Below are 19487 nucleotides of genomic sequence, written 5' to 3'. Positions count from 1 at the left end.
TTTAAGGAAATAACTGCAAATTGGCAGTTATTTGGCGGGCTGTGCCTACAATCAGCGGGTTGACGCTTGGAATAACTGCCAAAACGCAGTTATTCTTCCCCTATCCATCACAATTTGAGGAAATAAATGCGAATTGGCAGTTATTTGACGGGGAGTGCCTACAATCAGCGGGTTGACGCTTGAAATAACTGCCAAAACGCAGTTATTCTTCCCCTATCCACCACAATTTAAGGAAATAACTGCAAATTGGCAGTTATTTGGCGGGCTGTGCCTACAATCAGCGGGTTGACGCTTGGAATAACTGCCAAAACGCAGTTATTCATCCCCTACCCATCACAATTTGAGGAAATAAATGCAAATTGGCAGTTATTTGGCGGGCTGTGCCTACAAGCATCGGGTTGACGCTTGGAATAACTGCCAAAACGCAGTTATTCATCCCCTACCCATCACAATTTGAGGAAATAAATGCAAATTGGCAGTTATTTGGCGGGGGCGCGTACATTGGCGGGGTTTGCCAACAAACGGCGGGACTGCCGCTATCGTGCTGCGTCCTGAAGCCCGGCGCCTTTGGTGTGTTTGGTTGTGTTTGATTGTGTTTGGTTGTGTTTGGTTGCGTTTGGCGCCTTTGGTGCGTTTGATGCGTTTGATGCGTTTGATGAGTTTGATGAGTTCGATGCGTTTGGTTAGTTTGATGCGTTTGGCGCGTTTAGCGCGTTTGATGCGTTTGTGCGCATAACCCATGGATTGACGCTTGCAATAACTGCCTTACTTCTCTTGATTCATCCACCGCTGCTTATAGTAGCCTATAGCAGGGCGAGCAACTCCGTATAGGAGCGAATTTCGTAGGTTGGCCGGATGTCGGTCGTGTTCGGTTTGCCCGACGGATTGTACCAGCACGTATCGATGCCGTAATTGTTGCCGCCTTTTATATCAGAAGTGAGCGAATCGCCGACCATCAGCACATTATGTTTGTCGCGGATGCCCAGCTTGCCGAACGTGTGGTCGAAAATGCCGGTCTGCGGCTTCTGGAAACCGGTATCTTCCGATACGATCACCTGCTCGAAGCAGTCAGCCAGACCGGAACGGGCGATGCGGTTGATCTGCACATCCTTGATTCCGTTCGTTACGACCGCAACCCGCGCTTTAGCCGCAAGCTCCTTGCACAATGCAGCCGCCCCTTCCAGCAAAAACGCGCCTTCGCCAAGCAGCTCCAAGTACCGGTTGCTGACGGCATCGGGATGCAGCGCGATCTTCGTATCACCATCGAGCAAACGGCGAAAACGCTCCTGCCGCAGCTGTGATGTCGTGACTAGTCCAGCCTCTAAGTCTTTCCACAACTGCGCATTAATCGCGAGGTAACGGCCGGTATAGCTTTCCGGACCGTCTCCATCCGCTTCCAAATCGACGCCGATTTCCCGCAGCACGCTTTGCAGCGCATGCGCTTCGGCTTTGCCGAAGTCAAATAGCGTGTCGTCTGCGTCAATGAGTATGACTTCGTATTTTCCCATTCGATCTTCTACCTCTTTCCCATCTTTCAACTCTGATCCTTCATTCAAATCTTATCTTCCATTCGTCCATCGCATATTGCATCCGCTGCCAAGTGTTTATCGGCGGCCCGGTATGTTTTGCTCAAGCGCGTACAGATCGTCTTCTACGCTTTGCAGCCGCTCCGACACCGTTTTCCGTGCATCTTTAATGGCGTGATTGTAGATATGGGGTCCGAGCTCCTGAATCATATAGTCAAGCAGCTGCTCAGCCGCAATAGAGCCGATCGTTTCCGAGCGTTCCGTCTCGAAATAATGCTGCACACTTTCGATCAAGGCTTCCTTTTGTTCCCGCTGAAGCTTCAACTTCATCATTGGCGAATCGCCTCCTTTGAAATACATCCTCTTAAGTAAACAACATTTGCGAAAAAAAAAGCAAGATTAGTTATTGTGCGTTCCTTCGTTTGGCATTATGATTCAATGTATCTGTACCGATAGAAGATACAGATAGAGTCGATAACAGACAGGAGAATCGCAATAATGACTACGGCTGTAAAACAGGCGGAAAGAGCATTCCCGCTTTCGCTTATTTGCCTTACCATCGGCGCATTCGCAATTGGAATGACCGAATTTCTCGTGATGGGCTTGCTGCCCAACGTGGCCGACGACCTGCACGTCACGATCTCGCAGGCGGGACAAATTATTACCGGCTACGCGCTTGGCGTCGCGATCGGCGCGCCGGTGCTGACGATGCTGACGCATTCTCAGCCGAAAAAACGGCTGCTCGTACTATTAATGGGCATTTTTATTATCGGCAATGCCTTGTCGATGATCGCTCCCACGTATCCGCTGCTCGTAGGAGCCCGGGTGCTGACGGCGCTTGCGCACGGCACGTTCCTTGGGGTCGGATCGCTGATCGCCACTTACCTCGTCGCTCCCGAACGAAGAGGCAGCGCGGTGTCGATCGTGCTGGCGGGATTGACGATTGCCAATATCATCGGCGTTCCGATCGGCACCTTTATCGGCCAGCACTTCGGATGGCGTTCCTCGTTCGGCGTCATTACGGTGCTTGGCGTATTGTCGTTGATTGGCATCGCCCGGTTTATTCCGGTTATCCCGCAGGAGAAGACTGCCAGCCTGGCTCAAGAGGTACGCAGCGTACTGAAGCCGCAAGTGCTGCTGACGCTGCTGTTCGGCTTGTTCGGCTGCGCCAGCCTGTTCTCGCTGTTCACTTACATTTCGCCGGTGCTGCAAACGATCAGCGGCTTTAAGGAGAGCAGCGTGACTTGGATTCTCGTTATTTTCGGCGTTGGCGTAACGGTCGGCAACATCATCGGGGGAAGACTCGCCGATTGGAAGCCGCTTCCTTATCTCACTGTTAACTACGCGGCGCTGGCTATTATTTTAGCCGTGCTGACCGTCATGCTGTCGAATCCCATTCTTGGTGTTGTGACTATCTTTATATGGGGAATCGCCGCTTTTGCCATTATGCCGGGCATCCAGTTGCGCACGATGACGCTGGCCGGGGATGCACCGATGCTGACAGCGACAGCCAATCATTCGGCGCTTAATATCGGCAATGCGTTCGGCGCTTATGCCGGCGGTGTGTCCATTACCATGTTCGGCTTGGAGTCGCTCACTTGGCTGGCCGCTTCGCTTGCGGCGATCGGGTTGATCGGCGTCGTATTAAGCCGCCTGCTTGATGCCAAGGTAAACGCCAGAAAGGTTCAGCAAGCAACAAGGTAACCATTTCCTCGTACTGACAATATCCGAAGTTAGCTATGGAAAGCCCGATTCCTGCTCACCTTGCAGGAACGGGCTTTTTTCATTGTCATACAGACAGGCTATGCGACCGCCAGTCCGGCATAGTTATCGTTATGATCATGCGAACGCTTTCGCTTGGACGAATCGTTTTATACGTTATTACATAAATAAAGACCAGCCGAATGCACGGCTGGTCTTATCATACAGTTATCAATGAATGCTGCTTGCCATTTCAAATTGAAAATTAGAAATTAAATTGGAAGTCCTCGTCTCTCAATTGCTCGACATGAACGGTACGAACGTAGCCGTTTCCTTTTTTCGAGAAGAAGTCATGCTGCTTCGTATGCGTGCTGATGCCGTTGAAGACGATCGGATTGACCGGCTCTTCCGGGAAATGCGGCTCGAAGCCAAGGTTCATCAGCGCTTTGTTGGCATTATAGCGCACGTACGTTTTTACTTCTTCCTGCAGGCCGATCGGGCTGTACAATGTGTCCGTATAGACCACTTCGTTCTCATACAACGTTTCCAGCAGCTCATACAGTTCGGCTTTCAGACTTGCTTGCTCTTCCGCGCTGAACTCTTGATACAGCTCCTGCGCGAGCACGCCAACGTACAGGCCGTGAATGCTCTCGTCGCGAAGAATCAAGTCGATAATTTCGCCGCTGCTCGTCATTTTGCCTTGTCCAGCTAGGTACAACGGATAGAAGAAGCCGCTGTAGAACAGGTAGCTTTCCAGGAATACGGAAGCCGCCATTGCTTTGTACAATTGCTGCTTCGTCTCAATACCTGTATACCAGGACGAGATCAGCTTCGCTTTCTTTTGCAGCTGCTCGTTGTTCTCAACCCATTGGAAAATAGCGTCGATTTCTTCGGTCGAAGCGAGCGTGGTGAAAATGCTGCTGTACGACTTCGCATGAATTTGCTCCATCATCGACATAAACGCCAGCACCGCTTTGCGCTGCAAGCCGTCCACATGCTCCAAAATTTTCGGCATGCCGACGCCGCCTTGCAGCGTATCGAGCAAGGTCAAACCGCCGAGGACGTTTTTATAAACGGTGCGCTCGGTGTCGGTCATCTCCATCCAGTCCATCTTGTCGTCAGACAAAGGAATCTCTTCGTCCGTCCAAAATTGCATGACGTTCTGCTGCCAGAACGTTAAAGTAAAATCGTCATCCGGACGGTTCCAGTTTACTGCTTTCATATCCTATTCTGCTCCTTTGCCGGCGCATCGTCCCGTTCGGTCTTCTCTACAAGGACGAGCGGCGCTCCTTTTATAGTAGTAAATCGTTAAGATTATTTGTTTATACGCGGCAAAAAGCTGCGCCGGACCCGCGTCCATAGGCGCAGCTTTTTACTTAAACGATACTCGCTATTAGACGGCGCAGCTCGTGCATTCCTCAACGGAAAGACGTTTCGTTCTCGTGTAATAGAGCGATTTGAGCCCTTTTTGCGCAGCATAAATATAGAAGCGCGCGAGTTCGCGTGTCGATACGGAGCTATTAACATGCAAAACGGTCGAAATGCCTTGATCGACGTGCTGCTGAATTTCCCAAATCAGATCGATCAGCTTGAACTGGTCGATGTTGTACGCCGATTTGTAGAACCATTGCGTTTCAGCGTTCAGGAACGGCATCGGGTAGTACGTCGTCGAGTTCGCATACGTGCGAGTCTCGATGTGCTCGACGATCGGCATAACGCTTGACGTTGCATTTTGGATGTAGGAGATGCTTTGCGTTGGCGCGATCGCCAAACGATAAGCATGGTACAGGCCATGCTGCTGCACTTGCTCCTTCAGTTTCGCCCAGTCTTGCGGCGACGGAATTTCCATGCCTTCGAACAATTCCTTCACGCGCTCCGATACCGGACGGAAATCCGTTTCGATGTAACGAGTGAAGTACGTGCCTTTCGCATACTCGGAACGATCGAAATCTTTGAACGTAGTGCCGCGCTCTTTCGCGATCAGCATGCTTTGTTCAATCGAGTAATAGTTCATCATCATAAAGAACGCGCTCGCGAATTGCTTCGCTTCTTCGCTCTCGTACGAAATTTTGTTTTTCGCCAGGTAGCCGTTCAGGTTCATCGCGCCGAGACCGACGGAATGAAGATCTTCGTTCGCCTTGCGGACGCCCGGAGCATTGTCGATGTTGGACAGGTCGCTGACCGTCGTCAACGCTTCGATGCCGACCTGCACGGACTCCTTAATTTTCTTGCGTTCCATGACGTTCACGATGTTCAAGGAAGCCAGGTTGCAGCTAATATCGCGGCGGATAACATCGTCGATGCCGTAGTCGTTAATTTCGGACGTTTCCTGCACTTGGAAAATTTCGGTGCAAAGGTTCGACATTTTGATCGAGCCGATATCTTTAAGCGCATGGACGCGGTTCGCATTCGATTTGTTCATAATGTAAGGGTAGCCGGATTCCAGCTGAATCGAAGCGATTTTCGTCATCATGTCGCGTGCGTTCATAACCACTTTTTTGACTACTTGATCATTTGCAAGCAATTCTTCGTACATTTCGTCCATGTCCATGTCGTCCAGGTGACGGCCGTACGCTTTATAAACGGAATAAGGACCAAATACGTTGAGCGGCTTGTTTTGTGCGGCCAGCTCGTAAAATTTATTAGGAATAATCAGGCCGATCGACAGCGTCTTGATACGGGACTTCTCGTCCGCGTTAATCTTTTTGCAATCGAGGAATTCGATAATGTCCCAGCCGAAAATGTTGTAGTAGCCCGCGCCGGAGCCTTTACGCTGACCCATCTGATCGGCGTAGGAGAATGCGTCCTCCATCAGCTTCAATACCGGCATAACGCCTTTCGCCGCGCCTTCAACCCCTTTGATCGACTCGCCGCGTCCGCGCAGCTTCGACAGGTTGACAGCTACGCCGCCGCCGATTTTGGACAGCTGCATACAAGTGCCGAGCACGTAGTTGATCGAGTTCAAGGAATCATCCATTTCAAGCAGGAAGCAGGATACCATTTCGCCGCGACGGCTTTTGCCCGCGTTCAGGAAGGTTGGGGTTGCCGGCTGCAGACGCTGCTCGATCATCGCGTCGGCGATGCGCAGCGCCCTCTCTCCGTCTCCTTCGCCAAGGTGAAGAGCAACGATCGCGACGCGATCCGGATATTGCTCGAGGTATTGCGATTTGTCATTCGATTTCATCGCGTAGTCTTTATAGAACTTCGAAACTGCCATATAAGATTCAAATTGGAAACCGCTTCCATGGGCTAGGTCGAAAACAGCCTCGATTTGCTCATATGTATATTTCTCGAACACATCATCGTAATAATCGTTCTTAATTAAGTAGTCCAGCTTGTCCTGCAAGGAGCCGAACTTCATGCTCTTCCGGTCCACTTCCTCCATAAAAGCGGCGACCGCTTCCTTGTCTTTATCCAATTGATAGAAGCCGTCCGCTCCGCGTTGCATCAATTCGTTGTTCAGTTCGATATGTTTCAATATTCCGCACCCTTTCGACAAAATATTCCAAATCTTGATTTGTTCCGGATAATTCAAACTTCAAAATAACAGGCACGCTAAATATTTCCGAGATCGTATCCGCGCTCTTCGCGAAGCCGTTCCCCCAGTTTCGGTTGCCGCTCGCTGACACCCCGCGAAGATTTTTCCCGTTCTGTTTCAGAAACGACATGACCCGCTCCGGAACCTGTCCGAAGCCGGTCGTATAGGTGACCATGACAAAGGGCTCATCTACTGTGCTGTTCTCCGTAATCGGCATCGCCCGCATGTTCAGCTTGTTAATAAAACGCTTGACATTGCCCGTCCTGGAATCATAAACAACCAGCATGCTTCTCTCTCTCCTTCACCATATTACTGCAATATAAAAGCGCTTCTGACTATCGGAATCCGTCAAATGCGCTAGTTGACAACATCTTGTTGGTTCATCGACCCAACCGCAAGATCTAGTCGATGAAATTGATTCTACCTCAATATATAGTTCTCGTCAATGCAATTTATGGAGAAATTTTTAACCGTTTTTTTGAGTCACTCGACTATTCTACCAGATACGGATATGATGGGATAGTGACAGTTTATAGATAAAATGGAGGCCCCCATGGAAGAAGAAAAAAAGATAAACGAGCTGCGGGAAGCGGTGGAAAAGCTATTCCGCGACGCCGGCTACGAGGTGCCCGAGCTGCTGCCCACCCTTCAATTTTTAACCCGCGAGAACGAACGGCTGAAACGTGAAAATCAAAAAATGAGACGCTTGTCCGCTCGCGTACCGGCATCTGCAGACAGCATGAACAGCCGGCTGAAGGATGCTCTTCGGGAATAGCACAAAACGAGTATTTCGTTCCAAACGAATAACTCCGATCGCAAAAAAAAGAGGCTCGAACGATGTCGCACGCCCCTGTTACAAGAATGACTGTTATTGCTAAAATAATACAATCGCACACATGAAGCGACATGTCTGCGGCGATACGACCGATAGAGGAGAACTGCCGTTTTATGGACAGAGGCACCATTACCGTCATTATCGGCCCGATGTTCTCGGAGAAATCGGGCGAGTTGATCCGGCGCTGTCAGAAGCTCATGCAATACGGCCGCAAAAAGGTGCGGGCCTACAAGCCGACCGAAGACAACCGGTTCGGAGAGGACGACATCGCAAGCCGAATCGGCTATCGCTTGCCCGCTGGCCATATACCAAAGGAAATGACGCCAACCGTCGTCAGCCAAGTGTTGACGGAGACGATTCATGCGGACGTAGTTGCCTTCGACGAAGCGCAATTTTTCTCGGAACCGATCGTTGAACTCACCGAAGAGCTTGCCCGCCGGGGAAAGCATGTCATCCTCGACGGCTTGAACATGGATTATCGAGGCAAGCCGTTCGGCTCAATCGGCGAGCTGCTCGCCATTGCCGACGAAATCGTTAAGCTAACCTCCTTCTGCGCCTGCTGCGGCAGTCCGGACGCAGCCTTCACGCAGCGAATCGTGAACGGCAAACCGGCGACGCTTGGTCCCCTCTTTCTCATCGGCGATACGGAGAGCTACGAGCCTCGCTGCCGCCGTTGCTTCGTTCCGCCGGACCTTGCGGAGGCCGAGCGGTCGAAGGGCTGAGAAGGCCGATTATGAAGTCTGGAGAACGACCCCAGAAGCGAGCGGCAAGACGATGAGAAGATCAGTCGTCGCATCGTCTCGCACTAGCATCTGAGAAAACAAGCAGGCCGTTCTGGTACAGAAAGTGCCGGCACTCGGCATAACGGCATAAAACAAGGGATGTTCCGCGTCGGTCAAGCCGGCGGCGGAACATCCCTGTTCTTTTGCTTGCTATAAAATACGCACAATATATACGGAGGCAGCTTTACTTCACGGCTGCGAAAAACAGCCGCTGCGCCTGCTTACCCGCCGGCTTCAGCTCGAAGTCGGCGTAACGGTCGACGGACGAGAAGCCTGCGCGGAGCAGCGCCGCTTCCATCCATTCCGGATCGTAGGCGCGCTGGCGCTGAATTTCCTCAAAGCGACGGAAGCGTTCATCGCCGCCTCCGTCGCTTGCGAATATCGTTAAGCGATGCTCGATCTCGCAGCGTGCTTCGTCGAGCTCGCAGGTCCAAATATAGGCCACGTCATCCTCGTCCAGAACGAAGGGCTGCTCATCAGAGTAGCGGACGAACGTCGAAGGCGCCTGAACATCGAATAGAAACAACCCTCCGCTGCGCAATCCTGCGTAAGCCGCGCGGAACGCCTCTTCCACGTCGCTTTCCTCTGTCAAATAATTGATACAGTCGCAGAATGAGACAACCGCATCCACTTCCTGCGGCAGCGCCCAGTCGCGCATATCCTGCTCCAACCAAGTCACAGCGCCTTTAACGCGGGCGCCCGCAGCCGCTTCCTCCCATTTGCTGCTGGCAATGGTTAGCATGTCCGGCGACAAATCGATGCCGTACACGCTCATTCCCGACAGCGCCAACGGGATCGCGACGCTGCCCGTCCCGCAGCCGAGATCGGCGACGGAAGACGGCTTGCCGTAGCGGCTCCAGCACGCTTCCGCAAAGCGAAGCCATTCCTCGTACGGCATATCTTCCATCAGCCGGTCGTAGACCGACGCAAACTCGCCGTAAGCGTCGTACTCGTAGGCTTCTTCCATTTGCCTCTACTCCTCCGATCGCGGCGCGGACGGCTTCTCGCTATCCAAGACAGAATCCGCGTCGTCCAAGCTTGCGCCGGTTCCCGGCGCTTTCTCGCTCAAATAGGTCCAGCTTCCTCTTTGCGTCACAAGCCCTTCGCGCATCAGCTTGCCGATCGCCCGCTTGAACGCCGATTTGCTAATTTGGAATCTCTGCTTGATTGCCTCGGCCGGAGATTCGTCGGAATACGGCATGCCGCCGCCGGGACGTTCATTCAGAAACGCCAGGATACGGTCAGCGTCCTCGACCCGTCCCTCCTGCTTCAACTTCGCCATCGACAGATTGACGCGTCCGTCCTCGCGAATAAACGTCACGCGTCCCGAGATCCGTTCCCCGAGACGAAGAGGTCTTGTCCGCTCCGGCGCTGGGATAAGGCCGTATACGCCGAATCCGACGACGCCCCCATCGACGAGTACGAAGGAACCCATTTGCAGCGACTTCGTCACCCAGCCCTCAACCCACTGATTGCGCCAGCTTGCCGGCGCATCAAAGACTAGCGGGCCAATCTCGTCCTCGCCGGCCAACGTCGCGAGCAGCCGGCCCGCCTTGTCATGGCCGAGCACGACATGCACCTCGTCGCCTGGCAACGGACGGTACTCAACCTTCTCAGACAGTTCCGACAGCGGCAGCAGCAATTGCCGGCCAAGTCCGATTTCGAGGAAGCAGCCGAGGCGCGGATGGACGTCCGCCACTTTCAGACGAGCCATTTGTCCAAGCGTTAAATACGGCTTTTTCATCGTCGCCGCAATTCGGTCCTCCGTATCGAAATACAGAAACACCTCAACCTCGTCCTCCAGCTTCGGCTTCTTGCCGACCAGCTCGGTGTAGTGCATGAGCACCTCCGACTCTCCATCGGTCAAAAAATAACCGTAGGGCGACACTTCACGTGCCACCCTCAGTGTTTGTATTGTGCCGGCGATCCAGCTCATGCGAATTCCACAACCTTCGCGTCGGACCACAGCTTCTCAATATTGTAGTAGTCGCGCTCGTCGCGATGGAATACGTGGACGATAACGTCGCCCAAGTCGATCAGTACCCATCTAGCCGAATCCATGCCCTCGATGCCGCGCACACGAACGCCCTTCAGTTCCGCCTGCTTGCGAATTTCCGTCGTAATCGCCTGCACTTGCGTATCCGAGTTGCCGTGGCAAATTACAAAATAATCAGCCACCAGCGATATTTCTTTCAAGTTCAGCGCGACGACCCTCATCGCTTTTTTATCTTCCGCCGCCGTAACTGTAATTTGCAGCAGTTCATCCGAATGTACCGTCATTACTCAGCCTCCCGTAATTGTTGAATTAAATCGTTTCTTGCTTCTATCGTAACCGGAAAAATCGCTTTTTCTTTACTCAACAGAAAAGAAATCGTCGAGTCGAAGCCGGCAACGAGCGCCCGCTCCAAGCTTTCCCCGCTCAGTTCTCTAACTCGGTCCACTCCCGGAAAATCGCGACCCGGCTCCATGTAGTCGGCCAGACAGACGATCTTGTCCAGCTTCGTCATGCCGACTCTTCCCGACGTGTGGTAGCGAATCGCGTCGATAACGCCCTGATCCGTAACGCCGTATTCGTGCTCGGCCGACCACGCGCCGACCTCGGAGTGCCATAACTGCTTATCGTGAGCTAGCAAGCTAAAGTCGAGCCGCTGATCGCGAATGATTTGCTCCATCTTCGCTATCGGCCAGTATTTCGCCACGTCATGCAGGATGGCGGCCAGCTCTGCGCGAGCCGGATCTTCCCCGTAACGTTCGGCGAGCACGACCGCCGTCTCCATGACGCCGACCGTATGCTGCCAGCGTTTCTCAGGCATTTGCGCCTTCACGGATTCGATCATCTGTTCACGATTCATAAAGCCCTCTCCTTCGAATCAACTCGTTAACCGCATCCGGCACCAAGTAGCGGATCGAACGCCCGGTACGCACCCGTTCGCGAATATCGGTCGACGATACGCCAATCGGCGGCATCGCAACGAGCGTAAGCTGCTCCTGCAAATAGCCGGGCAAGCCGCCGAGACGGGCTTCCGTCCCTTCTCTCTCCAGCCCGATAAAGGTCACGAGAGAAGCAAGCTCTTCGATGCGATGCCAGCTAGGCAAGTCATTGACCCGGTCCGAACCGATAATATAAGCAAATGTATGCTGTGGATAAAGGCTTGTCAGAGCGGTTGCCGTGTCGACCGAATAACTCGTGCCTCCACGGGTAAGCTCGATGTCGACCGCCCGGAAGGCGGCATGGGGCCGAATCGCCTCCTCCACCATTTGAAGGCGCAATTCGCCGTCCGCGCCGGGCTTGCCGTCTTTCAGGGGCGGCATATACGTCGGAATGAACCAAACCTCTTCCAATCCGGACCGGTCAAGCGCCGTTTCTGCTGCAATCAAATGGCCGATATGAATCGGATCGAACGTGCCGCCCATAATGCCTATCGCTGCCATCCTCTTTGCCCCTTCTCACTCTGTTCCTGTAGCTGCCGCTCCGTCCAGAAGTTATGGCAGCTCGATTTTACGGTATTTTTCTTCGCTGGACCGCTTATAAAGCACGATCGTTTTGCCGATTACCTGCACGAGCTCCGCACCCGATGCTTCGGCCACCTCAGCGCCGATCTCGCGCGGATCGTCGAGGCAATTATTCAGTACCGACAGCTTGATTAGCTCCCGCACCTCGATCGCTTCCTCGATATGCCGCACGAGCTGTTCGTTCGTACCGCCTTTGCCTACTTGGAAAATAGGCTGTAAATGATGCGCCAGCGAGCGCAAATGGCGTTTTTGTTTGCCTGTCAACATGCCTGAAATACCTTCTTTCATCTATATAGGGTTCATTACCCGCTTTGCAGCGCCGCCAAAACCGTCTCGCGCATGGCTGCTGCCGGAGCGGTCCGGCCGGTCCAATATTCGAAGGCGTAAGCGCCTTGGTAAATAAACATGCCTAGGCCTCCGTGGCTTCGGCAGCCCGCGCTTTCCGCATCCTGCAAAAACTTCGTCTTCATCGGATTGTAAATCAAATCGCTTGCAACGGCGCCTTCCTTCAGCCAGGAAGCGTCGACCGGACTTTCGTCCGTCTTCGGAAACATACCGACCGACGTCGTATTGATAACAATATCGGCTTGCCGGCAAGCTTCCTTCAAGTGTTCGCTTGTGATTGCTCTTGCCTCCGCTTTGCCGCGGAGCGCTCGGGCCAGCTCCAGCGCCTTGTCTTCCGTTCGGTTGGCGATCGTAATAAGCGCCGGCCGTTCGCCCGCGAGTGCGTAGACGATCCCTCTCGAAGCGCCGCCTGCACCGATGACGACGATCTTCTTCCCCTCGATCGACGGCTCGGCTTCCTCCTTCAAGGAACGAACATAGCCAATGCCATCGGTGTTGTAGCCGATCAACGTGCCGTTGTCGTTCACAATCGTATTGACCGCCCCGATCGCTTCGGCTCCGGGATCGATATGATCCATATGCTTCATAATATCCAGCTTATGAGGAATCGTCACATTGACGCCCCGGATGCCCATCGCCTTCACGCCCGCCACGAAATCGGCCAGCTTGTCCGGCGTAATATGAAAAGCGGCGTATACGCCGTTGATGCCCGTCTCCTGAAATGCCCGATTCATCATAATCGGTGATTTCGAATGGCGGACCGGATCGCCAATGACGCCGTACAAGACGGTATGACTGTCGATCCGGCCGCTCTCGGGCAAATGCTCGTTCATTCCAGTCAAGACTGATTCGCCCCTCTCCCAAAGGTCGGCTAGCGGAGCCGGCACTGCCGCTCCGCCGCCTGTTCGCTTCTCCCGGTTAAATCAGCGAGTCTCTCAACATCACCTTAATGCCCTTCGGCGCGTATAGGTCGACAATCGCTCCCGTCGTGCCGTTCGCTTGAATCCAGCCTAGACCAGAGATGAATATATCCTTCTTCACACCGCGCGGAATCCGCAGCGAGTGGCGGGTCCACGGCGGCATCTCGTCGAGTTCTTCCTTCGATGGAGCGCCCAGAAGCTCGCCTCGATGCTCCTCGTACAGCTTGTCGGCCCGCTCCAGCTTCGTCCGGTGCACATTCATGGCGTTGGATACGTACAACGTAAACGATTGACGTTCTCCTTCGACAAAATCAAAGCGAACCAGGCTGTTGATGAACAGCGTCTGGCCGTCGTTCAACTGATAAACAAGCGGTTTGATCGGCTTATCCGGCAGCAAGGAACCGAGGAAGCTGCGCGGCACAATTTCCGTCATCCGCGAAGTGTATACGATTCCCGGCGTATCGATGATCGATTTGCCGTCGTCAAGCGGAATATGAATCGCGTCCAGCGTCGTGCCCGGGTAACGGGACGTTGTCAGCTCGCGCTCCAAATCGCTGTAATCATTGATCAACCGGTTAATAAGCGTCGATTTGCCAACGTTGGTCGCGCCAACGACGTAAACGTCCCTATCGCCCCGGTAACGGTCCAGTGCTTCGATGACATGCTCGAAGCCGATGTTCCGCTTCGCGCTGCACAGAACGATATCGACCGTTCGCAACCCTTCCGCCTTCGCCTGCTGTTGAATCCAGTTGCGCAGCCGGTTTAAGTTCATCGACTTGGGCAGCAAGTCGACTTTATTGACGACGAGCAGCACCGGATTTTGGCCGACAAACCGCTGCAAGCCGGAAATCAGACTGCCTTCAAAGTCGTACAGATCGACAATATGAACAACTAAACTGTTCGTCGCAGCGATGCCGCCGAGCAGCTTCAAGAAATCGTCCTGATCGACCGCCACCGACGATGCTTCATTATAATTGCGAATACGGAAACAGCGCTGGCAAATGACCGGTTCGCGCTTTAAAGCCGTTTCGGGCAAATAGCCCGGCGCATCCGACTGTTCCGATTGCAGCAAAATTCCGCAACCGGCGCAATGAACGGCTTTTACATGTTCAAGCTCTTTCATTTACTGTTTATCCCCCTCATACCATAACCCTCTCTTCCGCAAGCGAGAAAGCGCGATGCGCTCCATCGTGCGGTTGACCCGGGTCATGATTCCTTCGTCAGCAGGGGCAATCGGCGTTACGAGGATGGTGAACAAGCCCATCCGATTGCCGCCAAGCACATCGGTCATCATTTGATCGCCAATGACAACCGTTTGCTCGGGCGGGAGGCCCAGAACGGCAAGCGCCTTACGAAACGCTTTGTTAGCCGGCTTGCGAGCCGCATGAACAAACGGCACGTTAAGCGGTACCGCAAACTTCGATACTCTGGACTCGTTGTTATTCGATAAGATCACGACTTTAAAGCCCCGGTCGCTGACCTTCTTCAACCATGCTGCGAGTTCCGGCGTTGCGAGCGCAACCTTGGCACCGACAAGCGTATTGTCCAAATCGGTAATGATGCCTCGAACGCCTTTTGCGTAAAGCTCATCCAACTGAATATCATAAACCGTATCCACACGCATGTGCGGCAACAGTCTCTCGAACATCATCGCTTGACCCCTTTGCATTCTCCTGCTATCTTACGAAACTATACCATAGAACACGAATTTGTTGCAAAAAAATACCGCCGCCAGTTTGAACCGGCGGACGGCATATCGAAATGAATAAATAAAAGTGCATTTATATTGGAGGCAACTGCATGATTCAACGCTTCAAGTGGCGCGTCTATAAGAGCCTGATTAGTTGCTTCGCTTTCGCCTGGAACACATCCGCATCATCGTTCGTCGCCTGCGCGGGGCTGTACTTGGCTCGTTCGAAGCCATCCAACAGCTCGCGAAGCGGCTGCTGCAGCAATTTGCGGCTCTGGGCCCAGCGGGCCACTGCTTCCCTGAGTGTCTCGTGTTCGGCCCGCTCAAATCCTTTTCGCTTGCATTTACGAAGCAACCGCTCGGTCTCCCAAACAATTCGCTCGTCAGCTGTATAGGAGCGGAACCGGATCTTGCTCCACGTGGCAGCAATCGAGCGACGGCGAACAATCGCCCACGCGATTGCCGACGCGACAAGCAGCGAAATAGAGCTCCAGAAGCCGATCGTCCACATCCGGTCTTTCGTTCCTTCCGCCTCGGCAGCGCCCGCGTCGCCCAGATCAAAATCGTAGTCCGTAGGCGCCTGTATGGCTTCCGTCGGAAAACGGTACGGGAAGGAGAAGCCGGACGTAGGCTCGAACGGAATCCAGCCATAGCCGTCGAAATAAATTTCGACCCAGGAATGGGCGTCGGCGTTTCGAACCGTATACGTGCCTTTACCGTCCGGGTTCAACTCGAATTCCGACAAATCGCTGTATCCCGGACCGTAATTCGTCGCCGGCAGGTAACCCGGCGTAAAGCCCTTCACCCAGCGGGTTGGCAAATTGACCGACCTCGCCATAACCGCCATTGCAGTGGAGAAATAATCGCAGTAGCCTTCTTTCAGCTCGAACAGGAATTGATCGACAAAATCAGTGGACTGGCCCGTCAGCTTTGTCAAATCAGGCTTGTTCGTGTACGGAAAGGTGGTGCTCAAATAGGCTTCAATCAGCTTTGCTCGATCGTAGTCATTTTCGGCGCCTTTCGTAAGGTCTGCGGCCAGCTGCTTGACGCGCCCCGGCAGCTCATCTGGCAGTTCCAAATAGCTGCTCGTTTTGCGAGGATCGAATTCCGTTCCCCATCCTGCGTGCGTCTTGCGCAGTCCTTCTTCGTCCAGAACCGTCACTTCCGATTGGACGCCGTAAGCATTGGGGTATCGCTCTCCGCCAGCCGCCCAGCGCAGCTCTCCCGTTTGATTATGCCAGTATACGTTCGTGGATAATGATAAATCGGGATTGTTCACCCAGGCCAGCATGGTCGGCGGCGATGCGGCGAAAAGCACCGGATACTTCTCCTCGCGAAGCATCGTAAACGTTTGCTCAATCGTCGTTGTCTCGGCAAGATCGCGCTCAAATTGAACGCCGAACGGCCTGTTTTTAGCAACGGTGCTGACCAGATCCTCCCTCGTATCGCTCTCCCAGCCCTGCCCGGTGTAAATGGACTTGGACTCGCCTCGCCAATAGCTGCGATGAGAGCTCTGTACGGTCATCACCGGCGAAAAGTCGTAATTAAAACCGCCGCCCAGCGCAGTATCATTCCGTCCATAGCCCGAGCTTGTATCGCCGGTGCTGACCTGCGTAGGCTCGTTCAACCCTTTGTCACCGAGGAAGACATTAACCCGCTCTCCTTTAGCCTCTTTCCAAAGCGTATACGGGTCTTGCAGAATCGGTGAAACCGTCGGCATCAGCAAGCCCGCCGTCATGAGTACCGTCAGGACGACGGAGACGGGGACTATAAGCTGCAGCGGATACTCGAGCATTTCTTGCCAGCTTCGAGGATGATCGCGCTCTAGTCGGTGCAAGTGAGCGGCCACCAGCCAGAGCAAGCCGAGGAACACAATCCAGGCCACCTCATCCCACAGCCAGATCGGCGTAAAGGAGTCGGCGATCGTCAGCGCGGCCAGATTGCCGGCGACGAATCCGATCAAGCGCGGGCGCGTCGTAATCCAGCTGCCAAACAGCACATGGAGAACAAGCAGTCCCCCTGCGATCCAGATGAACGGGTGCATCTGAACTGCATAGTGAACGATCCAATCGATTCGCGTCTGCCATGTCACCGGCTCGAAGGTTGAATAGCCCTCCATCTCTACGTAACGGAAGACGGTGATAACGGCAACCGCCGCCTGCAGCAGAAGCCGCCACAGCTTGACCTTCAACGGCAAAACCAGATCGATTACAATGGCCCAAGACAGCGTAGCGTAGGCGATCGTATAGGTTTCGTCCCACCAGAAATTTTCGAATATCGCGATCGTCTGAATAAGCATCAGTCCGACCAGCATGCGGGTCAGCTTTGGATACCAGGAGGGTGCGATCAGCCGTCCCGCCCACTTCAGTCCCTTCCATAACGTAATCATGCCGTACTGCCCCCTTCCAGCAAGACGGGAAGCTCTTGCAGCTGCTGTACCGTAAATACAGGCCAACCTCTGGAGCGCAGCAACTGCCGCCAACCATCATCCCGAATGTAGCCGGTCGGCTTGCTGATCTCAATCAGACAAGGAAGCAGTCCTTTGCGGGACAACCACTCCATCGCGCGGACCGCCTCTCCTCCCGCAACAGGCGAGATCAGTACCGCAAACGAGCCCGGCTCCAAATACATGTCAGCCATCAACAGCGATTTGTAGATCGTATGAGGCGCGTCCGCGTCTACATATGTCAAATGCTTGAGCGCGGCATTCCGCTGATCCGGCCCGGCCTTCGGGGCGAGCATCGTCATTTTTTTACCGACCGACAAGAGACCCATAGCTGTATCTCCTTTAAGCCCGTTCTCTAGCAGCGACGCCGCTGTCGATACCGCAAGCTCGAAACGATCGGCGGTCGGAGCCGGATAGTCGCCTGCAAATCGGTCCAAAATGATGACCGTTCGCGGAAGCGACTCTTTCTCGAACGCCTTCGATTTCCATTCGCCGGTCTTGGCCGTCGCATTCCAGTGAATGCGGGACAGCCGGTCGCCGTACAAATATTCGCGAACGCCGTTGATCTGCGTCGTCTCCTTCGCCGAACGAGAAGCGATTGCATGAGAGAACGGGCCTCTTACGCCGCGCTGCATACCATGCCAGCCTCGCAGCGGAACCGTTTGCGGCAGCACGTTGAACACCGCTTCCGATTCAAAGCGTCCGGCATGCTCGAACAAGCCGAACACGTCATGCGATAAGCATTGCGTCGCCGTAAACCGATATTCGCCGCGCTGCAGCGGCGGCGTACTGTAATGCACCTCGCCGGCGCGCTTCCAATTCGGAACGAACGACGATTCGAACTCCAGTCTTTGTCCATTGTGCCGAGACAAACTGTCCCGCACCAGCACATACGGGATTGGATAAAAGCCGGGAATTTTCACCGACAAATGAACGTCAAGCGAGCTTCCAGCCGTCAAGGCGTGCTCGGAATGCGCTTGCGCTCCTTGCTGCTTCAGCCTGCGGCTGCCGTTTACGCCGGCGATGCCGCTCCAGTTGCCCAGCCATAAATAAAGCAGCAGTACATTTAAAATCATAAACAACATAAATGCCGTCCTGCCGCCCTGAAACAGGAAATAGAACAAGGCGACCGTATAAATGGAGCCAATCAGCAGCCAGCGCCTGCGAGTCGTCTTCTTCTCCGTCATAAGTTACCGCTCCAGTCGGACCGGCACCTTAATCTGCGCCAGCACCTGACCTACAATGTCCTCCGCATGCAGGCCGTTCATTCTTGCCTCCATATGGAGCAGCAGGCGGTGGGACAGAACAAACGGCGCGAGCGCCTTCACGTCATCCGGCGTGACAAAAGCCCGCTGCTCGAGGAATGCTTTCGCCCGAGCCGCTCTGGCCAGCGCAATGGCCGCGCGAGGGCTTCCGCCAAGCTGAACGCTTGCATGCTCCCGCGTTGCCCGAATAATTTGCACCAAATATTGGCCTACCGCTTCGTCAATGTGCACGCCGAGCACCTGTGTCTGGATGCGCTTTATATCTTCAATATTCGACACTTGAGGCGCACGGTCGGAAGGATGGTTTCCTTCGCTCGACAATACCATGCGCTGCTCGTCGGCCTCGTTCGGATAACCGAGCGACAGCTTCATCATGAATCGGTCCAGCTGCGCCTCCGGCAGCGTATAGGTGCCCTCGAATTCAATTGGGTTCTGGGTCGCCAGCAATATAAAAGGCTCAGGCAATGGATACGTCTCTCCATCTACCGTCACTCGCCCCTCCTCCATCGCTTCCAGCAAGGCCGATTGCGTCTTGGTCGTCGCACGATTGATTTCGTCGGCCAGCAAAACATTCGCCATAACCGGGCCGGGACGGAAAATAAACTGCTCCTGCTTCGGATGATAGATCGACACGCCCGTAATATCGGTAGGCAGCAAATCGGGATTGCATTGAATCCGCCGGAATTGACCGCCAATTGTTTTAGACAACGCTTTCACTAATTGCGTTTTGCCGGTGCCCGGCACATCTTCCAGCAGTACGTGACCGCCGCCAATGACGGCTATGAACAATCTTTCGATTTCTTCTTGTTTCCCCAGGATACAGCTGTTAAGACTATTAAGAATAGAAGAGCATAATTGCATGTCGGCCAAACGAGTTTCCATGTGCAACATTCCTCCCGCGGAAAAAGTATGCTTAGGCATCCGTG

The 19487-nt window shown here is 53.8% G+C and carries 20 protein-coding genes; 3 read left to right on the top strand and 17 right to left on the bottom strand.

What is annotated here, in order from left to right:
* Nucleotides 1-803: 803 nt before the first annotated feature.
* Complete coding sequence (locus tag ACFVTB_RS17455) at nucleotides 804-1508, bottom strand: YjjG family noncanonical pyrimidine nucleotidase (protein ID WP_387751670.1); 705 nt, start codon at nucleotides 1506-1508, stop codon at nucleotides 804-806.
* A gap of 96 nt (nucleotides 1509-1604) precedes the next feature.
* Nucleotides 1605-1859 (bottom strand): DUF2164 domain-containing protein, encoded by a 255-nt coding sequence (locus ACFVTB_RS17450; protein ID WP_387751668.1) that lies wholly within the window; start codon nucleotides 1857-1859, stop codon nucleotides 1605-1607.
* 165 nt (nucleotides 1860-2024) lie between these two features.
* Between ACFVTB_RS17450 and ACFVTB_RS17445 the strand changes: the two genes are divergently transcribed.
* The gene (locus ACFVTB_RS17445) at nucleotides 2025-3230 is read left to right on the top strand and encodes an MFS transporter (RefSeq protein WP_387751666.1); all 1206 of its coding nucleotides are present in this window, start codon (nucleotides 2025-2027) and stop codon (nucleotides 3228-3230) included.
* A gap of 262 nt (nucleotides 3231-3492) precedes the next feature.
* Here the strand turns inward: ACFVTB_RS17445 and nrdF are convergent, their stop codons facing one another.
* The 3 genes from nrdF to nrdI form a co-directional block, all read right to left on the bottom strand.
* Nucleotides 3493-4449 (bottom strand): class 1b ribonucleoside-diphosphate reductase subunit beta, encoded by a 957-nt coding sequence (gene nrdF, locus ACFVTB_RS17440; protein WP_387751663.1) that lies wholly within the window; start codon nucleotides 4447-4449, stop codon nucleotides 3493-3495.
* Between the two features lie 171 nt (nucleotides 4450-4620).
* Nucleotides 4621-6705 carry a class 1b ribonucleoside-diphosphate reductase subunit alpha gene (nrdE, locus tag ACFVTB_RS17435; protein WP_387751660.1) on the bottom strand — a complete coding sequence of 695 codons (2085 nt, stop codon included), beginning with the start codon at nucleotides 6703-6705 and terminating at the stop codon, nucleotides 4621-4623.
* A complete protein-coding gene (gene nrdI, locus ACFVTB_RS17430) occupies nucleotides 6638-7051 on the bottom strand; it encodes a class Ib ribonucleoside-diphosphate reductase assembly flavoprotein NrdI (protein WP_387751657.1) in 414 nt (137 codons plus the stop codon). The genes nrdE and nrdI overlap by 68 nt, the downstream gene beginning before the upstream one ends.
* 267 nt (nucleotides 7052-7318) lie before the next feature.
* Between nrdI and ACFVTB_RS17425 the strand changes: the two genes are divergently transcribed.
* Both ACFVTB_RS17425 and ACFVTB_RS17420 read left to right on the top strand, forming a co-directional pair.
* Complete coding sequence (locus tag ACFVTB_RS17425; protein ID WP_387751655.1) at nucleotides 7319-7540, top strand: hypothetical protein; 222 nt, start codon at nucleotides 7319-7321, stop codon at nucleotides 7538-7540.
* A 173-nt stretch (nucleotides 7541-7713) separates the two neighbouring features.
* A complete protein-coding gene (locus ACFVTB_RS17420) occupies nucleotides 7714-8322 on the top strand; it encodes a thymidine kinase (RefSeq protein ID WP_387751652.1) in 609 nt (202 codons plus the stop codon).
* 244 nt (nucleotides 8323-8566) lie between these two features.
* On the opposite strand, the gene ACFVTB_RS17415 is transcribed toward ACFVTB_RS17420, so the two are convergent.
* The 12 genes from ACFVTB_RS17415 to ACFVTB_RS17360 form a co-directional block, all read right to left on the bottom strand.
* A complete protein-coding gene (locus tag ACFVTB_RS17415) occupies nucleotides 8567-9349 on the bottom strand; it encodes a class I SAM-dependent DNA methyltransferase (RefSeq protein ID WP_387751649.1) in 783 nt (260 codons plus the stop codon).
* Nucleotides 9350-9355: 6 nt separating this feature from the next.
* The gene (locus ACFVTB_RS17410) at nucleotides 9356-10318 is read right to left on the bottom strand and encodes a CvfB family protein (RefSeq protein ID WP_387751647.1); all 963 of its coding nucleotides are present in this window, start codon (nucleotides 10316-10318) and stop codon (nucleotides 9356-9358) included.
* Complete coding sequence (gene rsfS, locus ACFVTB_RS17405) at nucleotides 10315-10662, bottom strand: ribosome silencing factor (protein WP_387751644.1); 348 nt, start codon at nucleotides 10660-10662, stop codon at nucleotides 10315-10317. Before rsfS ends, ACFVTB_RS17410 begins: the two co-directional genes overlap by 4 nt.
* Complete coding sequence (yqeK, locus tag ACFVTB_RS17400) at nucleotides 10662-11234, bottom strand: bis(5'-nucleosyl)-tetraphosphatase (symmetrical) YqeK (protein WP_387751641.1); 573 nt, start codon at nucleotides 11232-11234, stop codon at nucleotides 10662-10664. Before yqeK ends, rsfS begins: the two co-directional genes overlap by 1 nt.
* On the bottom strand, nucleotides 11224-11814 hold the full coding sequence (nadD, locus tag ACFVTB_RS17395) for a nicotinate-nucleotide adenylyltransferase (RefSeq protein ID WP_387751638.1): 591 nt from the start codon (nucleotides 11812-11814) through the stop codon (nucleotides 11224-11226). The genes yqeK and nadD overlap by 11 nt, the downstream gene beginning before the upstream one ends.
* A 51-nt stretch (nucleotides 11815-11865) precedes the next feature.
* Nucleotides 11866-12162: a ribosome assembly RNA-binding protein YhbY gene (gene yhbY, locus ACFVTB_RS17390; RefSeq protein WP_387751635.1), complete on the bottom strand. Its 297-nt coding sequence runs from the start codon at nucleotides 12160-12162 to the stop codon at nucleotides 11866-11868.
* A gap of 35 nt (nucleotides 12163-12197) precedes the next feature.
* Complete coding sequence (gene aroE / locus ACFVTB_RS17385) at nucleotides 12198-13073, bottom strand: shikimate dehydrogenase (RefSeq protein WP_387752046.1); 876 nt, start codon at nucleotides 13071-13073, stop codon at nucleotides 12198-12200.
* Between the two features lie 85 nt (nucleotides 13074-13158).
* Nucleotides 13159-14283 (bottom strand): ribosome biogenesis GTPase YqeH, encoded by a 1125-nt coding sequence (gene yqeH, locus ACFVTB_RS17380; protein ID WP_387751632.1) that lies wholly within the window; start codon nucleotides 14281-14283, stop codon nucleotides 13159-13161.
* Nucleotides 14284-14808, bottom strand: a complete 525-nt coding sequence (locus ACFVTB_RS17375; RefSeq protein WP_387752044.1) for a YqeG family HAD IIIA-type phosphatase — start codon at nucleotides 14806-14808, stop codon at nucleotides 14284-14286.
* A gap of 178 nt (nucleotides 14809-14986) precedes the next feature.
* Entirely contained in the window at nucleotides 14987-17239 is a 2253-nt protein-coding gene (locus tag ACFVTB_RS17370; RefSeq protein ID WP_387751629.1) for a DUF4129 domain-containing transglutaminase family protein, read from the bottom strand.
* Nucleotides 17236-18483, bottom strand: coding sequence for a DUF58 domain-containing protein (locus ACFVTB_RS17365; RefSeq protein WP_387751626.1), 1248 nt, complete (start codon nucleotides 18481-18483; stop codon nucleotides 17236-17238). The genes ACFVTB_RS17370 and ACFVTB_RS17365 overlap by 4 nt, the downstream gene beginning before the upstream one ends.
* Before the next feature lie 3 nt (nucleotides 18484-18486).
* Complete coding sequence (locus tag ACFVTB_RS17360; RefSeq protein WP_387751623.1) at nucleotides 18487-19443, bottom strand: AAA family ATPase; 957 nt, start codon at nucleotides 19441-19443, stop codon at nucleotides 18487-18489.
* Between the last annotated feature and the right edge of the window lie 44 nt (nucleotides 19444-19487).

The organism is Paenibacillus sp. NPDC058071, from assembly GCF_042885235.1.
Taxonomy (GTDB): Bacteria; Bacillota; Bacilli; order Paenibacillales; family Paenibacillaceae; genus Pristimantibacillus.
This window is presented reverse-complemented; position numbering and strand designations above follow the sequence as displayed.

Excerpts from the sequence above, each read along its gene's own strand:
- ACFVTB_RS17455 (WP_387751670.1), bottom strand. The coding sequence starts at position 1,508 with ATGGGAAAATACGAAGTCATACTCATTGACGCAGACGACACGCTATTT.
- ACFVTB_RS17450 (WP_387751668.1), bottom strand. The coding sequence starts at position 1,859 with ATGATGAAGTTGAAGCTTCAGCGGGAACAAAAGGAAGCCTTGATCGAA.
- ACFVTB_RS17445 (WP_387751666.1), top strand. The coding sequence starts at position 2,025 with ATGACTACGGCTGTAAAACAGGCGGAAAGAGCATTCCCGCTTTCGCTT.
- nrdF (WP_387751663.1), bottom strand. The coding sequence starts at position 4,449 with ATGAAAGCAGTAAACTGGAACCGTCCGGATGACGATTTTACTTTAACG.
- nrdI (WP_387751657.1), bottom strand. The coding sequence starts at position 7,051 with ATGCTGGTTGTTTATGATTCCAGGACGGGCAATGTCAAGCGTTTTATT.
- ACFVTB_RS17425 (WP_387751655.1), top strand. The coding sequence starts at position 7,319 with ATGGAAGAAGAAAAAAAGATAAACGAGCTGCGGGAAGCGGTGGAAAAG.
- ACFVTB_RS17420 (WP_387751652.1), top strand. The coding sequence starts at position 7,714 with ATGGACAGAGGCACCATTACCGTCATTATCGGCCCGATGTTCTCGGAG.
- ACFVTB_RS17415 (WP_387751649.1), bottom strand. The coding sequence starts at position 9,349 with ATGGAAGAAGCCTACGAGTACGACGCTTACGGCGAGTTTGCGTCGGTC.
- ACFVTB_RS17410 (WP_387751647.1), bottom strand. The coding sequence starts at position 10,318 with ATGAGCTGGATCGCCGGCACAATACAAACACTGAGGGTGGCACGTGAA.
- rsfS (WP_387751644.1), bottom strand. The coding sequence starts at position 10,662 with ATGACGGTACATTCGGATGAACTGCTGCAAATTACAGTTACGGCGGCG.
- yqeK (WP_387751641.1), bottom strand. The coding sequence starts at position 11,234 with ATGAATCGTGAACAGATGATCGAATCCGTGAAGGCGCAAATGCCTGAG.
- nadD (WP_387751638.1), bottom strand. The coding sequence starts at position 11,814 with ATGGCAGCGATAGGCATTATGGGCGGCACGTTCGATCCGATTCATATC.
- yhbY (WP_387751635.1), bottom strand. The coding sequence starts at position 12,162 with ATGTTGACAGGCAAACAAAAACGCCATTTGCGCTCGCTGGCGCATCAT.
- aroE (WP_387752046.1), bottom strand. The coding sequence starts at position 13,073 with ATGAACGAGCATTTGCCCGAGAGCGGCCGGATCGACAGTCATACCGTC.
- yqeH (WP_387751632.1), bottom strand. The coding sequence starts at position 14,283 with ATGAAAGAGCTTGAACATGTAAAAGCCGTTCATTGCGCCGGTTGCGGA.
- ACFVTB_RS17375 (WP_387752044.1), bottom strand. The coding sequence starts at position 14,808 with ATGTTCGAGAGACTGTTGCCGCACATGCGTGTGGATACGGTTTATGAT.
- ACFVTB_RS17370 (WP_387751629.1), bottom strand. The coding sequence starts at position 17,239 with ATGATTACGTTATGGAAGGGACTGAAGTGGGCGGGACGGCTGATCGCA.
- ACFVTB_RS17365 (WP_387751626.1), bottom strand. The coding sequence starts at position 18,483 with ATGACGGAGAAGAAGACGACTCGCAGGCGCTGGCTGCTGATTGGCTCC.
- ACFVTB_RS17360 (WP_387751623.1), bottom strand. The coding sequence starts at position 19,443 with ATGGAAACTCGTTTGGCCGACATGCAATTATGCTCTTCTATTCTTAAT.